Raw genomic sequence first — 23,861 nt, forward strand, 5'->3', positions numbered from 1 at the left:
CTTTGAGCTGGACTTCTCTCTCGACGGGGTTCGTAAGCGCCGCCTGTTGCAGACGAGCTGGGATGTGCGGTTCGAGACAGTGGAGCCGGTCCGCAGTTTCTCCTGGCGCAAATACGGCCGGGGCTTCGCAGGCTGGTACTACTCGGTGACCGTGCGAGATCACGTTGGCTACGAGTCGTGGCTGGAGAGAGACCGGCTGGTCCTGCTGGACCGGGACCCGCAGGTCACGGCTATCGCCTCGCAGCCCTTCTGACTGCACTGGCACGACGGGGTGCGAAAGCGCAGACACGCTCCCGACTACTTTGTCCGGCTCGCCGACGGACGCGCCCGTGTCGTCGATGTCCGTGCTGAGGACGACCTGGACGACGACACCCGGGAGTCGTTCACCGCGACCGAGCATGCTTGCCGGGCAGTCGGCTGGGAGTTCGACTGGCTGGGGCGGCCCGATCCTGTGTTCATGGCAAACATCCGTTGGCTTGCCCGCTACCGGCGCACCCGTTGCGGCCAGCCTCAAGCGGTGGCCGACCGGTTGCTTGGCGTGTTCCGTGAGCCCAAAGGGCTGTGGGAGGGCGCCGGTTCGGTCGGGGACCGGTTGCAGGTCCTGCCGGTGCTGTTCCATCTGCTGTGGTCCGGCGCCTTAGAAACAGACCTGGTGGGCGGCTTGATGCAGACCGACAGCCTGGTCTGGACGGAGGGAAGCCGTTGAGCTTGCTGAGGCGGCCGCCGGTGCTGGCGGTCGGTCACAAGATCCGCTTCGAGGGCCAGGTCCGGGGGGTTCTCGAGGTCACCGCCCAGGCTGCGGTGGTGGAGGACGCGGAGGTTGAGCACCGGGTGGTCGCCCTGATCGACCTGTTCGAAGCGGCGGATTTCGAAGTCCTGTTCCAGCCCGAGCGGATGCCGCTGCCGACAGTCGGACTGCTGGAAGCGTTCCCGCCCCAAGTCGTGAAACAGGCTCTGTGGTGGGAGGGGCACATCCTGGAGGTCATCCACGGGCTTGCTCCGGACGCTGAGCCCGGTTCGCGTCCGCGGCTGGGCTACGGGCCGGGCTCGTCGGTGACGTCACGGCAGCGGACCAAGGCAGCCGAGCTGACGGCCGCCGGCCACGATGTTGCGGCCAACACGATCGGCAACCGGCGTCGCCGCTACCAGGAACAGGGCTTGGTCGGGCTGGCCGACCACCGGCCGGTCCGCAAGCGCACAGAGTTCGGCTCGGTGCCCGAACCCGTCGTCGAAGCTATGCGGAAGGCGATCAAGGAAGGTGTCGACACTTCAACCCGCAACGGGGCCTACTTGATCTGGCGGACCGGGGAGATCCTGCGGGAATCGGACGATGAGCATGTCGAGCTGCCGACCGAGCGGACGCTCTACCGGCTGCTTGCGAAGTTGACGAAGGGCACCCACGCGACCGGTTCGGCGGTCACGCGCCGTTCGAAGGCCCACGGGGCGGCGGCCCCGTTCGGAGAGCTGACAGTGTCGGCTCCCGGCGAGGTCATGCAGATGGACTCCACCCCGATGGACGTGCTGGTCCGTCTTGACAACGGGGTGGTCGGCAAGGTCGAACTGACGGGCATGATCGACGTCGGGACCAGGACGTTGTCGGCGGCAGTCCTGCGGCCGACGACGAAGTCGGTGGACGCGAGCCTGCTGCTGGCCCGCACGGTCACCCCCGAGCTGATGCGGCCGGGCTGGGTCGACGCACTGAAGATGTCCCGGTCGGTGCTGCCGCACCGCAGGCTGCTGTCGCTGGACGAACGTCTCGAGCATGCGGCGGCCAAGCCGGTCATCGTCCCTGAGACGATTGTCTGCGACCACGGCAAGGTGTTCATCTCCCGCAATTTCCGGTCCTCATGCCGGTTCCTGGAGATCGACTTCCAGCCCACCTGGAAGGGCTCGCCCTTCCAGAAGGGGCACATCGAGAAGATGCTGGGCTCGGTGGCCACGATGTTTGCCCAGTTCCTGACGGGATACACCGGCCGCAACACCGACCACCGCGGACGCCACCCCGAGCGCGAGAACCTCTGGTCGCTGCCCGAATTGCAGGACCTGCTGGACGAATGGGTCGTCGCCAAGTGGCAGAACCGCCCCCACGAAGGCCTTCGTGACCCCGACCATCCCGGACGGCTGTTCACCCCGAACCAGAAGTACGCCGCCCTGGTCGAGGCATGCGGCTACGTTCCGGTCGCGCTCAGCGGGCAGGACTACGTGGAACTCCTGCCTGCGGCCTGGCGAGCCGTCAATCCTTATGGAGTCCGGATCAACAACCGGACCTACGACAGCTCCGAACTGGGACCGATGCGCCTTCGCGACTCCGGTGTCACCGCGAAGCGGGGGCTCTGGGAAGTCCACCGCGACCCCTACGACGTCTCCTACGTCTGGGTACGCGACCATCGCGGCGACGGCAGCTGGGTCCAGGCGACCTGGAAGTACCTGAAGCGAGCCCCGTTCCCGTTCGGTGATCTGGCCTGGGACCACGTCAGACATCAACTGCCCAAGGCCACCGAGGAAGAACTCGCCCAGGCGGTTGCCGACCTGCTGACCCGGGCGCATGCCGGCCCCGACCGGCCGGCCGCGAAGAGAAAGCCCAGGTCAGCCAAGGCGGCCAAGGCCGAGCGACAGGTCGCCGCCCGCACGAAGGCCGCCCCGCCCACCATCTCCTCCCCACCACCAAAGCCGCCGCAGGAACTCGAGGTTGAAGCGCCTGTCGAGGAAAACGATCTCGCCGAGGTGATCCCGCTGGGACTGTTCGACCCGCTCGAAGACCCCTGGAGGCGACCGTGATCGCGCTGCTTGCCGACGGCCCGGAGACGGACTTCGGACGGCAGCTGACGACTCTGCCCGGTTGGCGCCAGTTCGTCGGTGCCTGCCTGAGCCAGCCCATGGCCGTGCTGACGAAGGCCGAGTACGAGGCACTGGAGGCAGAAAGCCGGGATGCCTACGACGACGACCGGCTCGATCATCATGCCCGCCTCCAGGTGGTCGCCACCTCCACGGTCCGCTCAACTGTCACCTGCGGGCGCCGTCTGATCATTCTTAACCGCGGCGCGATCAGCGCTCGCCGCGGCCTGATCGTCTCCGGACCTGCCAACACCGGTAAGACCATCGCTCTCACCCAGCTCGGGCTGGCCCACGAGTTGCAGGACCGCCGTCGGCACCCGGGAGGGGACGACCGCATTCCGGTCATCTACATCACCGTCCCGCCGGCCGCGACACCCCGCATGATCGCCGCCGAGTTCGCCCGCTTCCTGGGCCTGCCCGTCCTGCGGAGTTCGAACATCACCGACCTCACCGAGGCAGTCGTCGGCGTCTGCAACAGAGCCCGGACCGGCCTGATCCTGGTGGACGAGATCCACAACATCTCCCTGATGACTCGTCATGGAGCGGAGGCATCGGACACGCTGAAGTACTTCTCCGAACGCATCCCGGCGACCTTCGCCTACGCAGGCATCGACATCGAGGACGGCAGCCTGCTGTCCGGCACCCGGGGAGACCAGATCGCCGCCCGTTTCACCCCCATGGCCACCCACCCCTTCCCCTACAACGCCGAGTGGAAGGCCCTGGTCGCTCAGATGGAGGCCAACCTCGTGCTGCACGAGCACAAGCGCGGCACCCTTACCCGCCTGGACCGCTTCATCCACACCCGCACCGGCGGCATGATCGGCACGCTCTCCCACCAGATTCGCGGAGCCGCCGTCGACGCCATCCTCGGCCGCAACGAGATGATCAACAAAGCAGGTCTGCTGGCCGTCGATCTGGACATCGCCTCCCGCCGCAAGCGCACGGACACGGACCGGTGACTTCGCCGACCGGGCGCAGCCACGTCGCACGGCTGCCGTTCCAGGTCCGGCCGAAAAGCGGCGAAGGAGCCCGCACGTTCATCACCCGGCTCGCTCAAGCTAACTGTCTTCCACCCGCCTACCTGCGGAAATACCTCGCCGAGCCCCCCATGCACCGCGGTCTTCCGAGCTGGGACCGGCTCGCCGCGGCAGCTGGACGCGACCCCGGCGGACTGCGGCAGATCCTGGAGACGATCCAGTGCGAGGAATGCGGCGCCCCGATGCGGCCGATGGCGAGCTTCGGAGTCAAGCCCCTCACCTGCTCGAGATCCTGCCGACAGAAGCGATACCGCCGACGCATCCCACCGGCAGAGTTGACGAAAGTCCCCTGCCGGGTCTGCGGACGAGCGATGAGGTTCCGGCTCGGACAGCGCCGCTACATGTGCTCATCGCACTGCCGTCGAGTCGCCTTCCAGTTCCGCCAGCGAGGCGAACCACTGCCTAGGCCGCCGAACTCGCAAACTGTCGGCAAGCCCGTCCACGAGGATCCACTCGCCACCATCTGCCCGGTCTGCGAAGGACCGATGGGCAGTGCCACCAAGCGGAAAGCGTGGTCAAGAAGCTGCGGCGGCAGGAAGGCTCACTGGACGCGCAATCCGCTGCCGCCGGGCCTGTCCGCCGCGTGAGTTGGCAGGGGGGTTGGTGACCGCTCGTAACGCTCCTGTTCATCGGGGATGCTGGCCAGGATCTTGTGGATCGTGTGGGAGATGTCTGCCCGCCGGCGCTCCTTCGGCCAGCGCGAGGACACCCACCGGTAACTGCGGACCGTCGTGTAAGCCAGCCCCACGTCTTCGGCGAACATCCGGATGGCCTCGCTGACCGTGAGCAAGTCGTCCTTCCCGGACGGATTCGCACCCCCATACGAACGCATCGGCTCGATCTCCACAGCCGCATCCCCGAGCCGCCACTGGACACTACTCATCGCCGCGACCCGGTCCCGCCCCAGCTTGACCAACTCGTCATAGCGTTCCCGGGTCACACTCCCGATCATCGCGGGCATCCGGACATCCCCCCCGGCGGACGCGGGTGCGGCACCTTGTCCATGCCGTCAACTCGCCCCGGCAGGCCGTCAATCCGCACCATCCAGCCGACTCCACGCACTGGCCAGGGCGCACGGCCACGCAGTGAAGCACCACGACAGCTGCCGTATGCGCGGTCTCACAACCCGGTGTCCGCCGCGCGCCGCCTGCGCCAGGCCCGAGCGGCACCGGGGAGAGCAGTACATTGCTGAGACAGGGCGTTCGAGGCCGATCGTCCGTGCCGCGACCGGCACGCGGACGAGCCCCTCGTCTTCGCCGCCGGCATCAGCGGACCACCACACCCGCGGCATAGCCTTGGCCCGGTTTCCTCATTGCCCTTTTGATCCGTATTTGGGTCACACGCCTCACGGGTTCATCCGATCGCGTCGGGAGTAGCGATCAGCCTCCGGGCCAGATGCGTCCTCGCCATCGGGGAGCGGGAGGGGGTCTTGCCCTGTCGGCTGCCGGGGAGGCGGGACGGCAGCCGGACCGCCGTTCAGAACCTCAATGCGCTGTCCCGGGCATGCGTGCGCGGCGATGCGCCGCCGCTCCCTCTCGGAGGCAACGAACACCACCAGTGCCGCGAGGCGGTCCCGGATGGCAGCGACCCGACTGGCGACGGGGCAGATGACGCCGTACAGGGTCATCCCCACGTACACCGGCACGCCCATGGCAAACTCGGCAGCGCCACCGTCTTCTACGAAGGGGTGGACGCCGGTTTCCCGACGGATGAACTCAAAGGCCGGCTTCTCTAGGCGGGCTTGCCGTTCGCGCAGCGCGTGGATGGCCGCCGCATGATCGCCTTGCGCCGCAGCCCTCTCGCTGGCCTCCCGACGCCGGTGCTCCTGGAGGAACTCCCACCGGACCCGCTCCTCGTCCAGGAGACGGCGCTTCTCCTCCTGTTCCAGACGCTTCCGGCGTTCCTCCTTCTCCAGATGGGCGGCCTCTTGCTGGGCGTATTGCGGGGGCGTCCAGACCGAAAGACGAGCCTGAAGGGGGCTGCGTACGGGACCCCGCCGCCGGTGCGGCACCACCCGGCCGGTGAACACCCACCGCAGGAACTCTGCGAGCGGCACTTGAGGGCCCTCTTCCCACTGCCCACCGGAGAACTTAGCCAGGCCCTCCACCACGACCAGACCGCCACTGTCGACGGCCTTCACCCGCACCGAGGGCACCTGTCCGAACCACGGCGGCCGGTACCGGTCGCTGAACCACACCGAGGACACGCCATCAGCCTGCATCCGCTCCGTACGGGTCCCGATGTCGTCCGCCGTGATGGGCGAGAGCTGTGCTTCCAGAGCCATCCGCCAGACTCCGGCTGGATCGCTCGCCAGCACATCGGCCCGCCATGCGCCCTCCGGACCACGGACCTCTAACTCCGCATGCGCTCCGGCTTCTCGGGCGGCGGCTGCCAGCTCTAGCTTCAGCAGGTGGTGCGCCAACGTCTCCCCGGCGAGCGCGCATTCCGGGGCCCCCGGGGCGTGGGCGAAGAACCGCAGGCCGCTGGGGGACCGCTTGGCGTGCATCGAGTGCCGGCACTCGTCGCAGGTGATCGGCGCGGGCGGCCGGACTCTCCACACCGCCTCCCACGACCGCCCGCACCCGAGATCGGGTAAGTGCGCGAAGACCGTCCCCCACTGCGCGTGCACGGCCCGGAACGCCATCGGCCCCCCTGCTACATCGTTGAGAAGGCCAGTGTGGCGGGCGCCACTGACAATGCATCAGAGCGCGATCCAGTTGTACGGGATCACCAGCGCAGCCGGGCGCGGTGTTCGACATCTCCTCCAGTCACTCAAGCCGCGGTCGCGTGTCGGCGACGTCAACATGCGGGCTGCCGTCACCTGCCTTCCCCCGAAGCCGGGGAGATCCTTCCTCCTTACAAACTACGAGAGGTCAGCCCAGCCTGTCTGAGAACGCCACAGGGGCCCCGCACGGCGCGTGCGGGGCCCCTGTGTGAAGCGGAGTCGGGTGCTACTTGATCGGGTGCTCGTCGAGCCAGGCGGCCAGATCGTGAGCAGAGCCGAAGACCGTCGGCCGGTTGGACGTCATCTCGTTCACGCCCAGGTCTTCGCCGGGCTCGAGGCCTTTCTCCATCTTGTCGATCAGAGCGTAGGCGTCGGTCCAGAACTCGGGGCCCACGCTCTTCTCGCCGTTCATGGCCTTACGCAGGACCCGGGCCGAGGCCACGATGTGCTTCATCTTGTCCCAGCACGTCCCAGCCTCCTCCGTGCACTCGTCGTCCAGGTACGCGTTCGCGGCCTCGTCCTGGAAAGCCGCAGCCGCCTTACTGAAGCTGGGCGCCACGGCGGCAGGCTTGCTGTCGGCGGTCGAGGCTTTCGTGTCGCCGCCGCAGCCGCTCGTTGCCGCCATGGTCACCGTCAGGAGCGCTCCGACGGTTGCTGTCCCCCACCTGTATCTCCCCATGACGGGGGATCATCGCACGAACGCCTGACAGCATGTCGCCGGGCTTGAACCGAACTGGGCAGCCACGTCTGCCGCATCGGGCGGAAGTCACGCATTGCCGGGAGCTGATCATCAACGTCGGGGATCTCTTTCCCAACGCCGGGTACTCACTCGACCGCTCTGCCCCGTGCCTCATTCCCGCCCCCGCCAGTGGGCGAGGTTGTGCCGGGTAAGCAGGGCAGTTCGCTGTGGAGGCGGTGCGCTTCCAGGTTGCCGCTCTGGAAGCTACGCACTGGACCGTGGAGCCGACCACGATCTACGCAGACGAGCTGCGCGAGCGCCACCAGGGAGAGAACCGGTGCCAGTCGATGTACGCCGTCCCCTCCGAGGGGTGTCAGTACTGCACGCGGTGACACGGCCACTCCGACGAGCACCAGGACGACCGGACACTGCTTGTGTCCAAGGTCGGCACCGTCCTTCACTCGACTTTAGCTGGGTCTCAGTCCTTCCTGCCCGCAGCACATGGATCGCTGCCATGCAGGCGTCGGCGTGCCGTCCGGGTCCAGGCCGTACGGCCACAGTCTGCTGAAGATCCCCCGATGCACGGGCAGATGGTGCTGGGTCCCGGTGCCGTGGTCGGCGGCCTTCTGGGCCAGGGCCACGGCAGCCTGGTGGTCTCCCGCTGCGTCCCGCTTTTCGGCCAGGTCGATCAGGGCCTGGATGTTGCCGTGCTGAGCGGCCTGCCGGGCCAGTTCCTCGGCGGGTTTCCGGTGCCCCGCCGCCTCCCGGATCATGGCCAGGCGGGCCAGAGCGTGGGCGTTGCCGGCGGCCTGCCGGGCCAGGGCATCGGCACCTGCCCGGTTCCCGGTCCTCTCCCGCATTCCGGCCAGGCGGACCAGGGCGTCGGAGTCGCCGTGGTCCGCCGCCTGTTGGAGAAGATCGTCGGTGCCCTTAGCGTCCCCTGTCGCCTCTCGCAGGTCGGCCAGGCGGGTCAGGGCCATGGTGTTGCCGTGCCTGGCCGCCCGCTGGAGAAGGGCTTCGGCGGACTCCGGCTCCCTGGCCTTCTCCCTCATGCTGGCCAGGCTGACCAGAGCGACGGCGGCGCCGTGCTCGGCGGCCCGTCCAGCCAGGGCTTCGGCTGCTTTCCGGTCCCCCGCCGCCTCTCGCATCATGGCCAGCTTGATCAGGGCCATGGCGCTGCCCTGGTCGGCGGCCTGTCCGGCCAGGGCTTCGGCTGTCTTCCGGTCCTTCGCCGCCTCCCGCATCATGGCCAAGCGGGTCATGGCCATGGTGCTGCCGTGCTCGGCCGCTTGCTGGTGAAGGGCCTCGGCGGCTTCGCGTTCGCCGGCTTTCTCCCGCTCCACGGCCAGGCTGACCAGCGCGTCGGTGCTGCCGCGCTCGGCAGCCTGCCGGGCCAGTCCCTCGGCGGGTTTCCGGTGCCCCGCCGCTTCCCGCATCATGGCCAGGCGTCTCAGGGCGGTGATGCTGCCGTGCTGGGCCGCCCGCTGGTAAAGGGCCTCGGCCCTCTCTCGGTCCCCGGCCTCGTCCAGCATCCCGGCCAGGTGCTCCAGGGCGTCCGTGTCCCGGCGGTCGGCGGCCTGCTCGGACAGGGTGTCGACGGCTTCCTGGTCCCCGGCCTCCTGCCGTATCCCGGCCAGGCGGGCCAGGGCTTCGGTGCTGCCGCGATCGGCGGCGTGTTGGAGGAGTGCCGCGGCGCCCTCCCGGTCCCCGGTGCTCTTTCGCAGCAGGGCCAGTCGGACCAGGGCAGCGCTGCTGCCGTGTTCGGCGGCGCGGTGGTCGAGGTGGTGGGCGATTTGCAGGCGGTTCCGGGCTTCGGCTGCCGTGGCCAGGTTGTACAGGTCATCGGGGTGGGTGAGGAAGCTTTGCGCGGCGTGCCAGAAGGAGGCGGGCGGGCAGCAGTGGTTGCGTGTGGTGCGGCCGTGCTGTTCCAGGTAGTCGGCGAGCCGGAACACCGGTGCCGCCAGAGGCTGTTCCGATGCGGGCATGGTGCTGGAGAGGGTGGGCGGGCGGAGCAGGGGCCGGGGGATGGTGCAGCGCAGCGGGGCTTGTTTGCCGTGGACGGGTTCGGCGAGCTCGGCGTAGGCCCGTTCCGCCCAGTCGTCGGTGAGGTCGTTGTAGTCCGCCTGGCTGAGGTACTCGGGGGCGGCGGAGGTGAGGAAGGCCTGGGGAAGGTGGAGACCGACGCCGAGGCGGCGTGCGTCCATCGCCGCCTGAAGTAGTGCTCTGGCGGCCGGGCTGGCGTGCTCGTAGCGGCGCAGGAGTTCGGGGGCGCCGGCCAGGTCCTGGGTGACGCGCCCGTCGGCGCGGGTACGTCTCAGTGCGTCGCCCAGCAGCGCATCGCCGCCCCTGGCAAGGGCGGCCCCGCTGGCCAGCGCCTCGGCATCGAACTCGTCAGGGACCTTCACGGTGCAGCCAGAGAGCAGTTCCCGGACCCGGCTGTGCAGGTCTACCTCACCCGGCACGGGCAGGGCCGTGTACTGCTTGAGGTAGTCGGGCCAAAGCGTGCCCAGCACGAGAACGGGCCCACGTTCCGGGCTGACCAGCAGATCGTGCACGTCCGCCGCGATCCGCTCACCAACTGTCCGGTCGCCGAGGTAGTGCTGGGCCTCGTTCAGCCACACAACTGTGCGCGGCCCGACCCGAGCCAGCTTCTCCAGCGCGGCCTCGGCTCGGGTCGGGGCGAAGGGATGCCACAACCGCCATCCCTCGGCCGCCAGCGGCTGGACGGCTTCCCAGCACGCCCGTGTCTTCCCCGTCGACGAGGTGCCCACCAGCACCACCATCCGGCTGAAGCCGCCCGCGGCAACACGCACCGCATCGGCCAGCACCTCGTCATGCGGCCGGGGCACGTATCCGGGCAGCAACCGCCGCCCGGGCGACCCGGAGCCGGGCCCGGCCGGGTGGACCTCCAGGGCATGGGGCTCCCACTCACCGATCGGCCTGCCCGGGGCCGACCTGCCCGCTTCGGCCGCGTCCAACTTCCCGGCCGCGACCCGCTGCAACGCCAGCAGCTCCTGCACCGGCAGCTTCAGTTCGCGGGCCAGCGCCACCACCGTCTCCGGCGACGGCCCAGGCATTCGGGGCGAGAACGCATTCGACACGGAGGTACGCCCCAGCCCGGTGCGCCGGACGAGCTGTGTCTTGTTCAGCCTGCCCTGGGCCAAGCCGTCAGCCAGTCTCCTGCGTAGTTCCCGCAGAGCCGAGTCCGGAGTGTGACCGCTCTGTTCGTCGTGCACGTGCTCGCCCCCGGGGCCGTGGTGTGTTCGCCGGTGTTCATCTTCGTCCGGGCGAACCACGGCGCACACCGTTTCCGCGACCTTCGAGCACGTCAACACCCCACCATGTACAGGGAGTCCGTCGTGTCCGTCGTTCTGCTGACCACCGCACTCGTCATCGTCGTCGCGTTGCTCGCCGCGGCCGGCGCGGGCAAGCTCGCCCGCATGGACGGTGCCACCTACCCCGCCGCCTTCACTCGCGCTGCCATCACCTTCGCCGCGGTCCTCACCCTCGCCGCCTCCGTGACCGCAGCACTCGCCGCCCTGCTCACGTAATTACCGGTACTCGCGTCTGGCCTGAATAGTGCAGGAGCCCCTCAATGCGGCACCGTCCCCGAAGGAGGCTCGGGACGGTCAAGAATCCAAGGTTCGTCCCCTAAGGGCTTGCAGATCATTAACACGTCGTCTTGATCATGCTGCTGGGGTCGCCACTCAGGGCTCGAACCCGAGCCTGGAGGGCTGTGAGGGCAGAGGGCGGAGTGGCCGCCGACGGGATGACGATGCTGTGCGCCTTCAGCAGTGTCCTGATCTTCAGCAGGGTGCGGTGCATGGCGGTCCGACTGCTGTCGAAGAGCACGGCGAGGGGTTCCGCGGCCAGGGCGACCCGCAGGTGAAGGACGGCTGCCAGGACCTGGTCGGGGAAGATGAGCCGGGGCGGGCGGCCGCGCTTGACGTCGCCGTGGAGGGCCAAAGTGTTGATGAGATCGCTCAGTTGCTGCCGGGACATGCCGGTCAGGAGGGGGTCGGACAGGAGAGCGTGGTCCCACTCCTGGGCCAGCTCCTGCGGAGCCCGGGGTGCTGGGATGGCTGGGCAGGGCTGGGGGTGCAGGGCATAGTTCCAGTCGCCGTGGAAGGCTTGTCGGGTCAGTGGCAGGGACGCCATCTCTGCGTCGTCGATCCGGACTCCGGTGGGGTAGGTGTTCGTGTCCAGCTCGGCCGTGACGCGCAGTCCGGTGCGGGTGGTGGTCGCGGCAATGGACTGAACAATGACTTCATGGCTGGTCAGCGGGCGGCCGCGCCAGTTCATGGTGATGTGAGAGAAGAGCCGGTGCTCGATCTTGTTCCACTTCGATGTGCCCGGCGGTAGGTGGCACACGGTGATCGTCAGTCCTGTTTAGGCCGCGCGCCGGGCGAGTTCGAGCTTCCAGGCCCGGGTGCGGTAGCCGTTCGAGCCGCCCGCGTCGGCGGTGATGAGCAGTCGTGTGGCCTGCGGGTAGGCGACCCGGCCCTGGCCGCACCACCAGCGGCGGATCGATTCCACCGCGAACGCGGCGGTGTCGTGATCGGTGCCCACGTTGACCCAGCCGGTGTTCGCCGCGAGATCGTAGATCCCGTACGGGACGGCCTTGCCCAGCTGGGGGTCGGCGAAGTCATGGACGTTCACCGGCGCCGGATCAGCCGCAGGCCGCCACTGGCGACCGTTGTTCTTGAACTCGCCGACGAGTTCCTTCTTCTTGGTGTCCACGCTGATCACTGGCTGGCCGGCGTCCCGGTGCTCGCGGGCCTGCTCGTTGAGGTAGCGGAATTGGGCATCCCGGTCCGGATGTTGGCTTCCCTCGATGGTCTTGGCGTTGGCCTGCAGGCTGAAGCCTTCCTCCCGCAGCAGGTCCGCGACGGTGTCCGCACTGACCTTGTGCCCGGTCCGGGCCAGCTCCATCGCCAGCGTGCGGGTCGACTTCACGGTCCACCGCAGGGGCGACATCGGGTCACCGCGCTCGTCCGGCTCGACCAGCGCCAGCAGGGCCGGCCGCAGCCCCGGATCGAGATCTGCGACCCTCTTGCGTCCTCCGCCCGGCCGCCGCACCCGCCCCAGAGGCTCCTCGCCCGCCTCCAACTCGAACACGCCCTTGCGGACCGTGGTCTCACTCACCGACGCCGCCCGCGCGACGGCCCGAACACCACCGTGTCCCAGGACACGGGCCTCTGCGGCCATCAGCAGCCGTCGCTGCCGCTCATCCAGATGAGGGAACAACACCATGAACTTCACGCTGAGTTGGGCACGGATCTCGTCCGGGATGCGCATACCACATCAACGAGCCATGGGTCGGGAAGCAACACCTTGATGATCTGCAAGCCCTAAGGACTGTCCCGTAAATGATCTACGACAGTCGATCGGGTACGGAGCCATGACTCACCCAGCCAGGACAGGGTTGTTGAGGCGGGCGATGCCGAGCACGGCGTGGTGAACGCCCTTTTGGAGACCTTCTTCGAACGGGTGCCCGGCCGTATACGCGCGGATCACATACGCGTCACGCGGGAGCTATCGACCGGCTCGTAAGAGCGGATCTCTCCTTCGGAGACTTCGATGATGAGCGAACTGGTCACGCGTACATCGTCTACGGGGTGCCAGCCCATCTCGACGCCGCCATCCACTGTGAGTTCATAGGTAGAGACGTTTAGGTCGGCACGGAACGCAACGGTCGCCTCCAGCGTGGCGTTTCGAGGGTCATCGCCGGCTTCCTCGCCCATCGTCGCGTACTCCATGCGGATGTCCGACACATCGAGCACCTCATACACCTGGCGCAGGGTGACGTCATTCAGTTCGGGCTGGTGTTGGTGGCTGCCGGCCAGCAGGAGCGCCTCATCGGCCTCGAAGCCGCCGAGATCCATCTCCGGTTCGGCCCAGTCGTGATGAGTCCCGTTTGAGTCGCCCACCAGTGAGGAGAAGTAGTGGGTGATCCTGCGCTCCAGTACCTGCGGGCTCTGCACCAGCCTGAACAGCGCCTGGTTGAAGTCCTTCCAGTTCATCATCTGGGGAGGAGCCACCCGGAGAGCCTTACAGGCGACCTGTACATCGCCGTCCTGGCTGAGCAGGGCGACTTCGTCGAACGAGCCACCAGCCTTTACTAGGACGTCCCGCAGCCAGGCGGAGTCGGAACCCCCGGTCTTGACTCCCTGCTTTTTCCGGCCGGGCCCAGTCTGCATGATCTGGTCCCTCAGTCCAGCGCGTGCCGCGTCTCCGCTTAGCTCCACGATCGTGACGCCCGGCACGGCTTTCAGCTCCCGGAGAAAGTCCTCGGCGACACCCTGACCGTCCGAAGGGAGTACTGGGGGCTGCACCTTGATGCCTGCCGCAGACATCAACTTCACTGCGGACTTCGCTGCGACGCGGAATGTTTCGACCTCGCGGACGAGGTGCTCCGCCCACTCCAGGGCCACCACCTCCGGAACCCATGTCTCGACTCCTGCGTCTCCTGCCAGGGCCGCGATCCGCCGCACCTTCCCTAGATGAGGGAGTCCTTTGCCGAGCGCGTTAGCGTCGAAGATGATCGCGCGGAGAGGATCCGGCAGGGCGGGTGAAGTGTCCATGCGCACATCCTGACAAGGCGAGGGCTTGCGCAGCAGGGGTTTTGAGAATCGCCCCGAGCGGCACCTACCAAAGAGCTGTCCCGTAACCCCATGAGGCTGAGGGTCATGCTCCGTCAGGGTCGGCGCCGATGGCACCGGCCGAGCGAAGCGAACGCCCGAAGTCTCCGGATATCGCTGGACCTACGTGCCTAACGTGCCAGAAGCCTGATCCACGCTCTGACATGGGAGATTAGGTTGACAACCCTAGATAACGACGACGGAGGGTTGTCATTACATGCGGCGCGGGCACACGTTCGCAGGACGACCGGCCCAACACCGTCCCATCGATGCCCAACCCTCGCTACATCCCCACCGCCAGGCCGTTGACCAGGAAAAATACAGAAGTCGGGCTGGAGTATTAAAGGAACTCTTACAGGTCGATGCCGTACAGCGGGTTCGTCTCGTCCCACATCCCGGCCTGCCCGAAGTACCCGGCCAGGGACTTCGAGCCGTCGACCCAGCCGCCGTGGCGTCCGGTCTCGATGAGGTCTTTGCCGGCCTGTTTGGCGGCGGTGCCGAAGCCGCGGCGCAGGCTGTGTCCGCTCCAGCGGGGTGGGAGGTCAGGCAGCAGTTCGGTGGAGGCGATCAGGCCCGCGCGGGCGGCGGCCCGGCGGAGGCCCTTTGAGCAGACTAAGGACGGTGGTGTGCGCGCACCCGATGGCACGGCCCAGTCTCGCCGATCCCGGCTTGCCTGCTTCCTCGTAGAGCTTGTGCAGTCACGTCAGGTAGTCGAGCACTGGTCCAGCCGGCCAGTGGCTCGGGATGTCGATCGCCACCCTGTCCTCAAAATCGTCTTGTAGCGCGCTGTGCAACCTTGGGGCACAGCGTAGGGACTTGGAAGTCTGGTCCCTCGCTACTGGGATGCTCAACTGAGCTTCAAAGCACAGGAGGTGAGGAGCATGAAGCTGGGGGAACGAGTGGTGGCGGACCGTCCGGTACGCCATCAAGGAGGAGCGCCGGACGGCACGACCAATCAGCATCCTTGTGGTAGTGGGCGCCATCGCGTTGGCACTGGTCATGATCGGCAGCGGTGTCGGTGTCACCGTGACGATCGGTTGAGGCAGAGCGCGGTGGGGCGGGCGCGGGCCCCGGTCGAGACGGCCGGGGCCTTCGCAATGCCTGGGGCCGCCGGCACTCTGTTACTGCCGCGAGTTTCCGATTCTTTAGCCTCAATCTTGCGCCGGGCTGCCAGCCTCCGGGAATGTCCCTTGCTCGACATCGAAGACGGCCAGTAGACGAGAAGGTTGGATGTGCAGGCCGCCAGCAAGGTTGATCAAGGTTGTCAAGCTTGGATTGCGCTGGCCGTGCTCGATATAGACCACTCCGCGGAAGCTCAGGCCGCTATGGGCTGCCAGCTCCTCCAAGGTCATGCCGCGATCCTCGCGAATGCGCCGGAGGTGCATTCCGAACGCGTGGAGCACAGGGTCGGGCAGAGACGGAGACACGCCACCGACTTGATCACTCGCGCCTCTTTCACCACCATGAACAGTTGTGCATAATTCTTCCAGTAACGCGTGGAGACAGCTCAGTAGGCTGCAGTCCGTGGCAGTAGTCCGGCCGTGCCGAACGGCTTGGAGGTAACGACGTGCCCGCTCAGCGCAGGTATCCGCCCGAGGTCATGGAACGTGCGGTGCGCATGGTGCTCGACATCCGCGCACAGGACCCGGACCGTGTTGGCGTGGTCGGTACTGTCGGCGACCTCATGAAGATTCACCCTGAGGTACTGCGGCATTGGGTCAAGAAGGCCGAGGCGAGCCGTCGCGAGCCCACGGCCGAGGTTCCCGGGGACGATCGGCTGCGCGAGTTGGAGCGTGAAATCCGGGACCTGCGCCGTGCCAATGCAGTTCTTAGGGCCGCCACGCTGATGTTCGCCTCAGAGCTTGAGCTTGCCCAGACCCGCTGATGATTCCAGGCTTCCCCGGTCGGGTCGGGCTGCCCTACCGCCGGGCCGAAGAGATCTTCGGGGGTAAAACTCCTTGGCCACGATGGTGCGTATCCCGCGCCCGCTTGCCGTTTCCCGTGGTGGTGTTCACCGACCCGGGCCATAGAGCGCCCGAACGGCGGCGTCGAGCGGGTTTCAGGCCTGCTGTCGGCGTACGCCCGAACTTGCCCAGGCACGTGCACGGTTACGTACCAAGCCTCGGCGGGTGACGCGCGGGCTGCGGCCGAGCCGGGCTCACGTTCCGGCCACGCGGGGCTATGGCTTCCACTTCGCTGTGGCCCGTCAAAGGGCCCGTTACGGCTGGACCGGCTACCTCGGCACCCACCCCGGCCCGCTCTACAGAACCCGTGACCAGGCGCCGGCGGACGTGGCGGCGCGCTGAGTCGGCCGGTCACCGCCGCACCTTGGCGCACCATCACCGGCGACTCCTGACCGCCGTCAACGGCCGGGGGACTACCTGGGCACCTTGTAGGCGACTTGGTCCATGCACGCAGGTTTCTGCTGTTCAAGATCACGGGAAGCCGCTCCGCTTCCCGAGCCGTCGCTGTCCGGCTTCGTTCACCGTCTCCCAGGATCTGGGGCAGTCCTCAGGCTCGTGGAAGGATGCACAGGGAGCAGTAGGTGATCCAGGGGCGGAGAGTTGGCGCGGGTGGGTGTCGAAGAGCGCGACGAAGCGGACGTGTTCACGTACGGTGCTGCGGTGCCGGCCGTAGGACAGTTGGTTACCGTACGCAACCGTCAATGGGTGGCCACGGCGGTGGAGCGCTCCTCGATCGCAGTCGAGCAGCCAGGCAGTCCACTACTCGCCGAAGCCCAGCACCTGGTCTCTCTGGTATCCGTGGACGGTGACGCCGGCGACGAGGAGCTTCGCGTCCTGTGGGAGCTGGAGCCCGGTGCCACAGCTCGTGAGCAGCACGCCCTGCCCTCACCGGCTGCAGGGTTCGACAATCCGGCGAAGTTGGACGCCTTTTTGGACGCGGTGCGCTGGGGTGCGGTGGCGACGGCGGACAAGACGCTGCTGCAGGCGCCCTTCCGTTCCGGGGTCAAGCCGGAGGACTACCAGCTCGACCCAGTGGTGCGGGCACTGCAGATGCCGCGTACGAACCTGCTGATCGCGGACGACGTCGGCCTCGGCAAGACCATCGAAGCCGGTCTGGTGATGCAAGAGCTGAAGCTGCGGCACCGGGCGCGGACGATGCTGATCGTGTGCCCTGCGTCACTGACGCTGCAATGGCGCGATGAGATGCGGGATAAGTTCGGTCTCACCTTCAAGATCGTGGACGCGGAGCTGCTGAAGGAGCTGCGACGGTCACGCGGCCTGTACGCGAACCCGTGGAAGCACTATCCGCGCTTGATCGTCTCGATCGACTGGCTCAAGCGCGAGCGGCCGCTGGCGCTTCTGCGCTCGATCCTGCCGCCTGTGCCCCAGTACCCGCGGACCTTCGATCTGCTTGTGGTCGACGAGGTGCACACCTGCGCGCCCTCGGGCTCGGGGAGGTACGTGGTCGACTCTCAGCGCACAAACGCGATCAAGACTCTGGCCCCGCACACCGAGCACCGGCTGTTCCTCTCGGCCACCCCGCACAACGGCTACCTGTCCTCCTTCACCGCACTGCTGGCACTGCTCGACAGCCACCGCTTTGCTCGTACGCTCGAGCCCTCGGAGGAGGCCAAGGCTCAGGTGATGGTGCGCAGGCTGAAGCGGGACCTGCCGCCGAACTGGGACGGCAGCCCGCGTTTCCCGGAGCGCGACCTCGACCATCCCCTGGAGGTCGCCTACGACGTCGGCACCCGCGATGCCTACGCGAAGCTCGATCAGTACGCGCAGTCCCGTCGAGAGGCGATCAACGGGCAGCTGACGCTGGCAGGCATAGCTCCGAGCCGCGCCGCGGACTTCGTCGTCACGCTCCTCAAGCGCCGCTTCCTGTCCAGCCCGAAGGCCTTCGCCAACACGGTGGAGGCCCATCTGCAGACAATGCTGGCTCGGGAGCGGCAGGACCAGCCCGAGCGGGATGGTAACTCCGGCGCGCATACGACGTCGGAGAAGATCCTGGTCAAGATGATCGAGCAGCTGGACGAGACGGCGGAGGACGACACCGCCTTCGAGGAGGCCGCGCGGGAGGCCCTCACCACCGCCCGCAGGTTCGTCCCGCCGCTGTCCCCTGCCGAGAAGACTCTCTTGGGGGAGCTGCGCGACTGGGGGCTGCGCAACTCGGACAAAGCCGACGGCAAGTTCACCGCGTTCCTCGGCTGGCTACGCAAGAACGTGCAGCGGAAGGAGACGGGTGCCGACGGTGTGAACGGTCGCTGGGACGGCGAGCGGGTCATCGTGTTCACCGAGTACCGCGACACGCAGCGCTGGCTGTACGAACGGCTGATCAGCGCCGGGATCCCCCGAGAGGCCATCGCTCAGCTCTACGGCGGTCAGGACCTTGACGAACGCGAGCGCGTCAAGAACGTCTTCCAGGACGACCTGGATGTCGACCCGGTGCGCATCCTGCTCGCTACCGACTCTGCGAGCGAGGGCATCAACCTGCAAAACCACTGCCATCGCGTACTGCACTGGGAAATCCCGTGGAACCCCAACCGCCTCGAGCAGCGCAACGGCCGAGTGGACCGGCACGGACAGACCGCAGCACAGGTCGAGATCGTGCACTTCGTCCCCCAGGGTTGGGATCGGCAGCGCGAGGAGGACACTGGATTCGCCGAAGGCACCCTGGAGGACGCGATGGCGTTCCTTGGCGTCGCGGTCCGCAAGGTCGAACAGATCCGCATCGACCTCGGCAGCGCCGGAGACGTGATCGCCAGCCAGGTCGAGCAGAAGATGCTCGGCAGGCGCTCCAGCTGGCAGACCACCGACCGGGAGATCCAGCGCCGAGTCGGCAAGGCCGTACTGAAGATTGAACGGAATTTGGCGCACGATCTGCAGCAGGCCCAGGACCAGCTCACCCGGACCCGCACCGAGCTGAACTTGGGCCCGCAGACGATCGAGCGGGTGGTGCGTACCGCGCTGCGGCTGGCCCACAACAAGGACTTGATCGACATTCCGTCGCCAAAGAAGGTTGCTGCGCGCTGCTTCAGGCTTCCGGAACTCAAGGGAGATTGGGCGCAGGCCCGCAACAACGGCCTGCGGCACCCGGTGAGCGGCAAGGAGCGCCCGGTAACCTTCGACCAGGACTACGCTGGCCGCGCCGACGCGGTGCTGCTGCACCTGAACCATCCCCTGGTCGATCTCTGTCTGCGCCTACTGCGCGCCGAACTGTGGTCCCAGGGCGAGCACGGTGACCACCTGACCCGGGTCACCGCCCGCGTCGTCCCCAGTGACCTGCTGCGCAGCCCGGCGGTGATCGCACACGGCCGTGTCGTGATCACCGGAAACCGCGGCGTGCGCCTGCACGAGCAGATCGCTCTGGCCGGTGGACTGATCGAACACGGCAAGCTGGCTGTGGAGAAGGACTCCGACGTCTTGGAGCGCTGGCTCGCCGCCGCGTCGCAGGACGCACCGCCGCCCGAGCTCCTCGACCGGATCGCCGAACTGTGGGGCGCGCTGGAGGCACCGCTCGGCAAGGCACTGGCGGTCGAGTCCAACAAGATCGTACGCAAGCAGCGCAAGGTGCTGGCCAAGCGCTGCGAGGAGGACGTCAAGGCGATGCAGACGGTGCTGACCGAACTGGAACGCAACATCCGCGAATCCCTGGGCTCCAGCCCGCAGTGGAAGCAGATCTCTCTACTTACCGCCGATCCGGAGCGCGAGCAACTCGAGAAGGACCATACGGAGCTGGAGGCACGCCTCGCAGCCATCCCCGCACAGCGCGACTCGGAGGCCGCTGCCTTGCGCCACCGCTACGCCGACCCGGTCGCCCGCCGCTTCCCCGCCGCGGTCACCTTCCTTGTCCCTGCCTCCTTGACCGTAAGCGCTACCGCACACCAGGCAGGCCGCTAATGCCAGCACGCACCCGCACCCCGAAACCCAAGCAGCAGACCCCGATCGAGCAGCACGGCGAGTGGCTCAATCTACTGCGCGCGGACGGCCCCTTCATCAGCGCGAAGATCCTCGCCGAGGCGTTCCCGCAGGGCCTCGGAGTCGTCGAAACTGCGCTCCGGGCCCGCCTCCGGCAGGCGTGGGCCGAGCTCCAGGCCGCGCCGGAAACCCTGTGCTCCGCCTGGCAGAACCTCGTCCTGGAGGAACTTCTCGACTACCGCGGGCAAGCGTTGCGCCAGGGCTCGATGCTGCCACGCGAACTCGCCGAAAGCTCGGGCACCGCCCCCGACGCACTGCTGATGGGCCCGGCCGACCCGACCAGCGCCCTGCCCGGCGCAGCCGAACGCGCCCTGATCTACCGCCGTCCCTGGGGTGAATCGCTCACCCGCGCCCGAAGGGGCCTGCCGTCACTGGTCGAGCAGGCTGCCGAACTGTGCCGACGACGCGCCGTCCCCCTCGCGCTGCTCACCAACGGGCGCCTGTGGGTCCTGGTCCATGCACGACCCTCGACGCCAACGTCCGTCGCCGACTTCGACGCCGACCTCTGGTCGGAAGAGCCATTGCTGCTTCGCGCCTTTGTCTCGCTGATGGGAGCCCGCTGCGCCGCGATCGCTCCGAAGGACCGCGACGGCAAGGACACAGACTCCCTGGGCGCCCTGTTGGCCCGCACCGCCCAAGACACCACTGCCGTCACCAAGACTCTAGGCCGGCAGATCCGCGCGGCCGTGGAACTCCTCATTGCCGAGCTCTCCCGCCGCGACCGCGAGGCCGGCGGCGGGGTGCTGGCGGACGTTGCCCCCCGCACCGTCTACCGTGCCGCCCTGACAGCCATGATGCGCGTCGTCTTCCTCCTCTACGCAGAGGAGCAGGCCCTGCTGCCCGCCGACGATGAGTTGTACGCGGAGTCCTACTCGGTCACCAAGCTCTACGAACGCCTCGACCAGGACGACGCCACCATCGCGGACCGAGAGTGGGCCGCCTGGCCCACCCTGCTCGCCACCTTCCGGGCGATCCACGGCGGCGCCCGCCACCCGGACATGTGGATCCCCGCGTACGGCGGATCACTGTTCGACCCCAGCAGGTTCCCGTGGCTGGAACGGCTGAAGGTCAGCGACCGCGTCGTCTTCGCCATGCTCGAAGCGCTCATCTTGCTCAAGCGCATCACCACGACCGGCAAGAGCGCGCCACCGGAACGCCTCTCCTACAAGGGCCTCGACGTCGAACAGATCGGCCACGTCTACGAAGGCCTCCTCGAACACTCCGCAGTCCGCCTCGACGAGACGCACCTCGGCCTCAAGGGCAAGTCCGGCAGCACCGCCAAGCTCGCCGACCTCGAAACCTGGCACGCCACCGGACGCCTCCAGACTGAGGTAACCGAGCTCGCCGGACTGACAGACAAGCAGTTCACCACTGCACTGGCCACCGAACCGACCGGGGAAGAGATCGGCCAGCTCGACGCGGCCTGCGACAACGACCCCGAACTCGCCGCCCGCGTCAGGCCGTTCTACGGCCTGCTGCGCCTCGACCTGCGCGACGAGCCAGTCGTCCACCCCGCCGGGACGGTCATCGTCACCCAGGTCGGCGACCGACGCGACTCCGGCACGCACTACACACCGCGAGCCCTCGCCGAAGAGATCGTGATCCACACCCTCGACCCGCTCTGCTTCGCACCCGGCTCCCCGGATGGCATCCCGCGCCCCGCCGACGGCACCCAGCCGGCCGAGTGGCGAGTACGGCCAGCCTCGGAACTCCTGGCGCTCAAGATCCTCGACCCCGCGATGGGCTCCGGAGCATTCCTGGTCTCGGCATGCCGGTACCTGTCCGAACGCGTCGTCGAAGCATGGGGCCGCGATGGAGTGCCGGAGACGGTCGTCGCGCGCCTGGGCCAACAACTTGAGGACCGTGACGCTCTACTCCTCGAAGCCCGCCGCATGGTCGCCGACCGCTGCCTGTACGGCGTCGACAAAGACGAGATGGCGGTGGAACTCGCCAAGCTCTCACTGTGGCTGGTCACCCTCGCCAAGGGCCGACCCTTCAACTTCGTCGATCACGCACTGCGCTGTGGTGACTCCCTCATCGGCTGCCTTACGGTGGATCAGATCGAGGCCTTCCACCTCATGCCCAGCGAGGGCCGGATGAAAGTCCGTCTTACCGACGAGATCGACAAGGTCATCGGCCCGCTGCTGTCACGAGCCGCGGAATTGCGCCGGGACATCGAGGAGCACGAGGTCTTCGACATCCGCGATGCGCGGGAGAAGGCAAAGAAGCTCGCTGAGGCCGAGTCGTTGACGGAACGGTTGCGGCTTGTTTCGGACGCCGTGGTGGCAGCGAAGCTGTCCACCGCGACAACCAAGTCCGAAGACGCCTATGACGATCGTCTCGCCTCTATTGCCGACCTTGTCGAGCGGGCACTGCTGGATGACAGTGACGCGGCGGCCGAGGCTCGCGCCATCATTGACAGCTGGCTGCGTGGCCCCAGCGACGGGCCACGCAGGGCGCCCCTGCGTCCGTTGCATTGGCCGCTGGAATTCCCCGAGATCTTTGCTAACTCAATTAGAGGCGACCATCATTTTGATGCCGTCGTCGGGAATCCCCCCTTTTCCGGTGGGGTGCAGACCAGTGCCCGCATCGGGAAGGATTGTCTGCACTATAACGTGCAAGTAATTGCAAAGGGTCATGGATCGGGCGGTCGGGCTGACCTCTGCACGTATTTCCTCTTGCGTAACCTTGACCTCGCACCGGCTCGGCGAACCGGCATCATTGCAACCAATAGCATTGCGCAGACTGACTCTCGTGAAGTCGGCCTTGATCGAGTTGTTTCACAAGGCTGGAAGATCTGGCGTGCCGTTAAGTCAATGGAATGGCCAGGTCAGGCCGGCGTATATGTCTCGCTAGTGTGGGTCGGGATGGCTGGGGATAGAGAGAACTTCATCCTCGAAGGTCGACCCGTGCGCGAAATTTCGCAAAGCCTTACTGTCCCGTCGCGCACCGTTGGCGCGCCGAGAAAGCTTGCTGCGTCGACCGGACAATACTCAGTGGGATGTCAGGTAACCGGGGACGGCCTCGTTCTTGACGATCCCGACGAAGTTCAGAGTCTGATTGCACTGGACCAGCGAAATGCAAGTGTAATCTTGCCGCTGCTGAATGCCGACGAGGTCAACAATCAACCGACTCTTGGAGCCGCTAAATCGGTGATAGATTTTGGGTTGATGAGTCTCCAGGAGGCGCAAAGTTTCCCCTCCCTCCTTGCGCGTATCGAGGCATGTGGCCGCCCTAATCGAGAGGCATGGTGGAGGTTCCATCGACCGCGGCCCGAGATGCGCCGAGTCATCTCGAAACATGATCAGGTCCTAGTTATTGGGCTGCATAGCAAATACGGCCTACCGGCCATCGTCCCAAATGGCCAGGTTTTTTCGCATGCTCTGTGTGTCTTCTATACTTCAGACTGCGCTGCAATGCTCGCGCTCTTGACCAGCACCTGGCATTTCAACTGGTGGACCGTCAAGGGTGAGTCGACGCTGGAGACGCGGCTTCGCTACACCCCCTCCGATGGATTCGACACTTTTCCCCAGCCGAAGCTTACTCAGCGAATCCGTGCCGTAGGTGAGGAGTTGGACACCTATCGTCGTCATGTCCAGCTGTCGCGGACGCCGCAGCTCGGCATGACCGATCTCTACAACGAGGTCCATAAACAGGCTAACCACGACACCGACATCCAGCGGCTGCGGGAGCTCCACGTCGAGATCGACGAGGCCGTGGCCGAGTCCTACCTCGCGCACCCTTTCGCTGCACGGTTCGGCTGGACGCCGCTAGCGCTGAACCACGGCTTCCACGAGACTGCCCACGGCCTGCGTTGGACTGTCGATCCCGACGTTCAGACCGAGATGAACGACCGTCTACTCGAACTTAACCATGCCCTCTACGAGGACGAGGTTCGCCACGGTCTCCACAATAAGAAGGGTCCGGCTAAACCTAGGAAGACCGCGGCCCGCAAGCCACCCCCCGCTTCCGAGGACGTGCTCTGGTAGCGGAGCCCGC

The 23,861-nt window shown here is 67.0% G+C and carries 15 protein-coding genes and 1 pseudogene; 8 read left to right on the forward strand and 8 right to left on the reverse strand.

What is annotated here, in order from left to right:
• Positions 1-64: 64 nt before the first annotated feature.
• Genes ACIBK5_RS42985 through ACIBK5_RS43000 form a run of 4 tightly spaced genes read left to right on the forward strand, consistent with a single transcriptional unit; the run spans position 65 to position 3,794 of the window.
• Positions 65-253, forward strand: a complete 189-nt coding sequence (locus ACIBK5_RS42985; protein WP_399028853.1) for a hypothetical protein — start codon at positions 65-67, stop codon at positions 251-253.
• On the forward strand, positions 254-706 hold the full coding sequence (locus ACIBK5_RS42990) for a TnsA-like heteromeric transposase endonuclease subunit (protein ID WP_399028882.1): 453 nt from the start codon (positions 254-256) through the stop codon (positions 704-706).
• Positions 703-2,778 carry a Mu transposase C-terminal domain-containing protein gene (locus ACIBK5_RS42995; RefSeq protein ID WP_399028884.1) on the forward strand — a complete coding sequence of 692 codons (2,076 nt, stop codon included), beginning with the start codon at positions 703-705 and terminating at the stop codon, positions 2,776-2,778. The genes ACIBK5_RS42990 and ACIBK5_RS42995 overlap by 4 nt, the downstream gene beginning before the upstream one ends.
• The gene (locus ACIBK5_RS43000) at positions 2,775-3,794 is read left to right on the forward strand and encodes an ATP-binding protein (RefSeq protein ID WP_311699409.1); all 1,020 of its coding nucleotides are present in this window, start codon (positions 2,775-2,777) and stop codon (positions 3,792-3,794) included. The genes ACIBK5_RS42995 and ACIBK5_RS43000 overlap by 4 nt, the downstream gene beginning before the upstream one ends.
• Before the next feature lie 619 nt (positions 3,795-4,413).
• On the opposite strand, the gene ACIBK5_RS43005 is transcribed toward ACIBK5_RS43000, so the two are convergent.
• From ACIBK5_RS43005 to ACIBK5_RS43020, 4 genes are all read right to left on the reverse strand, one after another.
• Positions 4,414-4,833, reverse strand: coding sequence for a DUF6192 family protein (locus ACIBK5_RS43005; protein WP_399028856.1), 420 nt, complete (start codon positions 4,831-4,833; stop codon positions 4,414-4,416).
• Positions 4,834-5,217: 384 nt separating this feature from the next.
• Entirely contained in the window at positions 5,218-6,516 is a 1,299-nt protein-coding gene (locus ACIBK5_RS43010; protein WP_399028858.1) for an RNA methyltransferase, read from the reverse strand.
• A gap of 307 nt (positions 6,517-6,823) precedes the next feature.
• Positions 6,824-7,228: a hypothetical protein gene (locus ACIBK5_RS43015; RefSeq protein WP_399028861.1), complete on the reverse strand. Its 405-nt coding sequence runs from the start codon at positions 7,226-7,228 to the stop codon at positions 6,824-6,826.
• Between the two features lie 515 nt (positions 7,229-7,743).
• Complete coding sequence (locus tag ACIBK5_RS43020; RefSeq protein WP_399028863.1) at positions 7,744-10,353, reverse strand: hypothetical protein; 2,610 nt, start codon at positions 10,351-10,353, stop codon at positions 7,744-7,746.
• Between the two features lie 282 nt (positions 10,354-10,635).
• Between ACIBK5_RS43020 and ACIBK5_RS43025 the strand changes: the two genes are divergently transcribed.
• Complete coding sequence (locus tag ACIBK5_RS43025; protein ID WP_380871452.1) at positions 10,636-10,827, forward strand: hypothetical protein; 192 nt, start codon at positions 10,636-10,638, stop codon at positions 10,825-10,827.
• Between the two features lie 118 nt (positions 10,828-10,945).
• Here the strand turns inward: ACIBK5_RS43025 and ACIBK5_RS43030 are convergent.
• The 4 genes and pseudogenes from ACIBK5_RS43030 to ACIBK5_RS43045 all read right to left on the reverse strand — a co-directional run bounded on the left by ACIBK5_RS43030 (position 10,946) and on the right by ACIBK5_RS43045 (position 15,302).
• Positions 10,946-12,574, reverse strand: a pseudogene (locus tag ACIBK5_RS43030) (ISAzo13 family transposase).
• A 215-nt stretch (positions 12,575-12,789) separates the two neighbouring features.
• Positions 12,790-13,860, reverse strand: coding sequence for a hypothetical protein (locus tag ACIBK5_RS43035; protein ID WP_399028865.1), 1,071 nt, complete (start codon positions 13,858-13,860; stop codon positions 12,790-12,792).
• Between the two features lie 409 nt (positions 13,861-14,269).
• A complete protein-coding gene (locus tag ACIBK5_RS43040; protein ID WP_399028867.1) occupies positions 14,270-14,563 on the reverse strand; it encodes a hypothetical protein in 294 nt (97 codons plus the stop codon).
• 505 nt (positions 14,564-15,068) lie between these two features.
• Entirely contained in the window at positions 15,069-15,302 is a 234-nt protein-coding gene (locus tag ACIBK5_RS43045) for a helix-turn-helix domain-containing protein (RefSeq protein WP_399028886.1), read from the reverse strand.
• 182 nt (positions 15,303-15,484) lie between these two features.
• Between ACIBK5_RS43045 and ACIBK5_RS43050 the strand changes: the two genes are divergently transcribed.
• From ACIBK5_RS43050 to ACIBK5_RS43060, 3 genes are all read left to right on the forward strand, one after another.
• On the forward strand, positions 15,485-15,802 hold the full coding sequence (locus ACIBK5_RS43050) for a transposase (RefSeq protein WP_399028869.1): 318 nt from the start codon (positions 15,485-15,487) through the stop codon (positions 15,800-15,802).
• Positions 15,803-16,490: 688 nt separating this feature from the next.
• On the forward strand, positions 16,491-19,784 hold the full coding sequence (gene drmD / locus ACIBK5_RS43055; RefSeq protein WP_399028871.1) for a DISARM system SNF2-like helicase DrmD: 3,294 nt from the start codon (positions 16,491-16,493) through the stop codon (positions 19,782-19,784).
• Positions 19,784-23,851, forward strand: coding sequence for an Eco57I restriction-modification methylase domain-containing protein (locus ACIBK5_RS43060; protein ID WP_399028873.1), 4,068 nt, complete (start codon positions 19,784-19,786; stop codon positions 23,849-23,851). Before drmD ends, ACIBK5_RS43060 begins: the two co-directional genes overlap by 1 nt.
• The last annotated feature ends 10 nt before the right edge of the window (positions 23,852-23,861 follow it).

Source organism: Streptomyces sp. NPDC050546, from assembly GCF_044457425.1.
In the GTDB taxonomy this organism is placed as follows: domain Bacteria; phylum Actinomycetota; class Actinomycetes; order Streptomycetales; family Streptomycetaceae; genus Streptomyces.

Excerpts from the sequence above, each read along its gene's own strand:
- ACIBK5_RS43010 (WP_399028858.1), bottom strand. The coding sequence starts at position 6,516 with ATGGCGTTCCGGGCCGTGCACGCGCAGTGGGGGACGGTCTTCGCGCAC.
- ACIBK5_RS43045 (WP_399028886.1), bottom strand. The coding sequence starts at position 15,302 with ATGCACCTCCGGCGCATTCGCGAGGATCGCGGCATGACCTTGGAGGAG.
- ACIBK5_RS43020 (WP_399028863.1), bottom strand. The coding sequence starts at position 10,353 with ATGCCTGGGCCGTCGCCGGAGACGGTGGTGGCGCTGGCCCGCGAACTG.
- ACIBK5_RS43035 (WP_399028865.1), bottom strand. The coding sequence starts at position 13,860 with ATGGACACTTCACCCGCCCTGCCGGATCCTCTCCGCGCGATCATCTTC.
- ACIBK5_RS43060 (WP_399028873.1), top strand. The coding sequence starts at position 19,784 with ATGCCAGCACGCACCCGCACCCCGAAACCCAAGCAGCAGACCCCGATC.
- ACIBK5_RS43005 (WP_399028856.1), bottom strand. The coding sequence starts at position 4,833 with ATGCCCGCGATGATCGGGAGTGTGACCCGGGAACGCTATGACGAGTTG.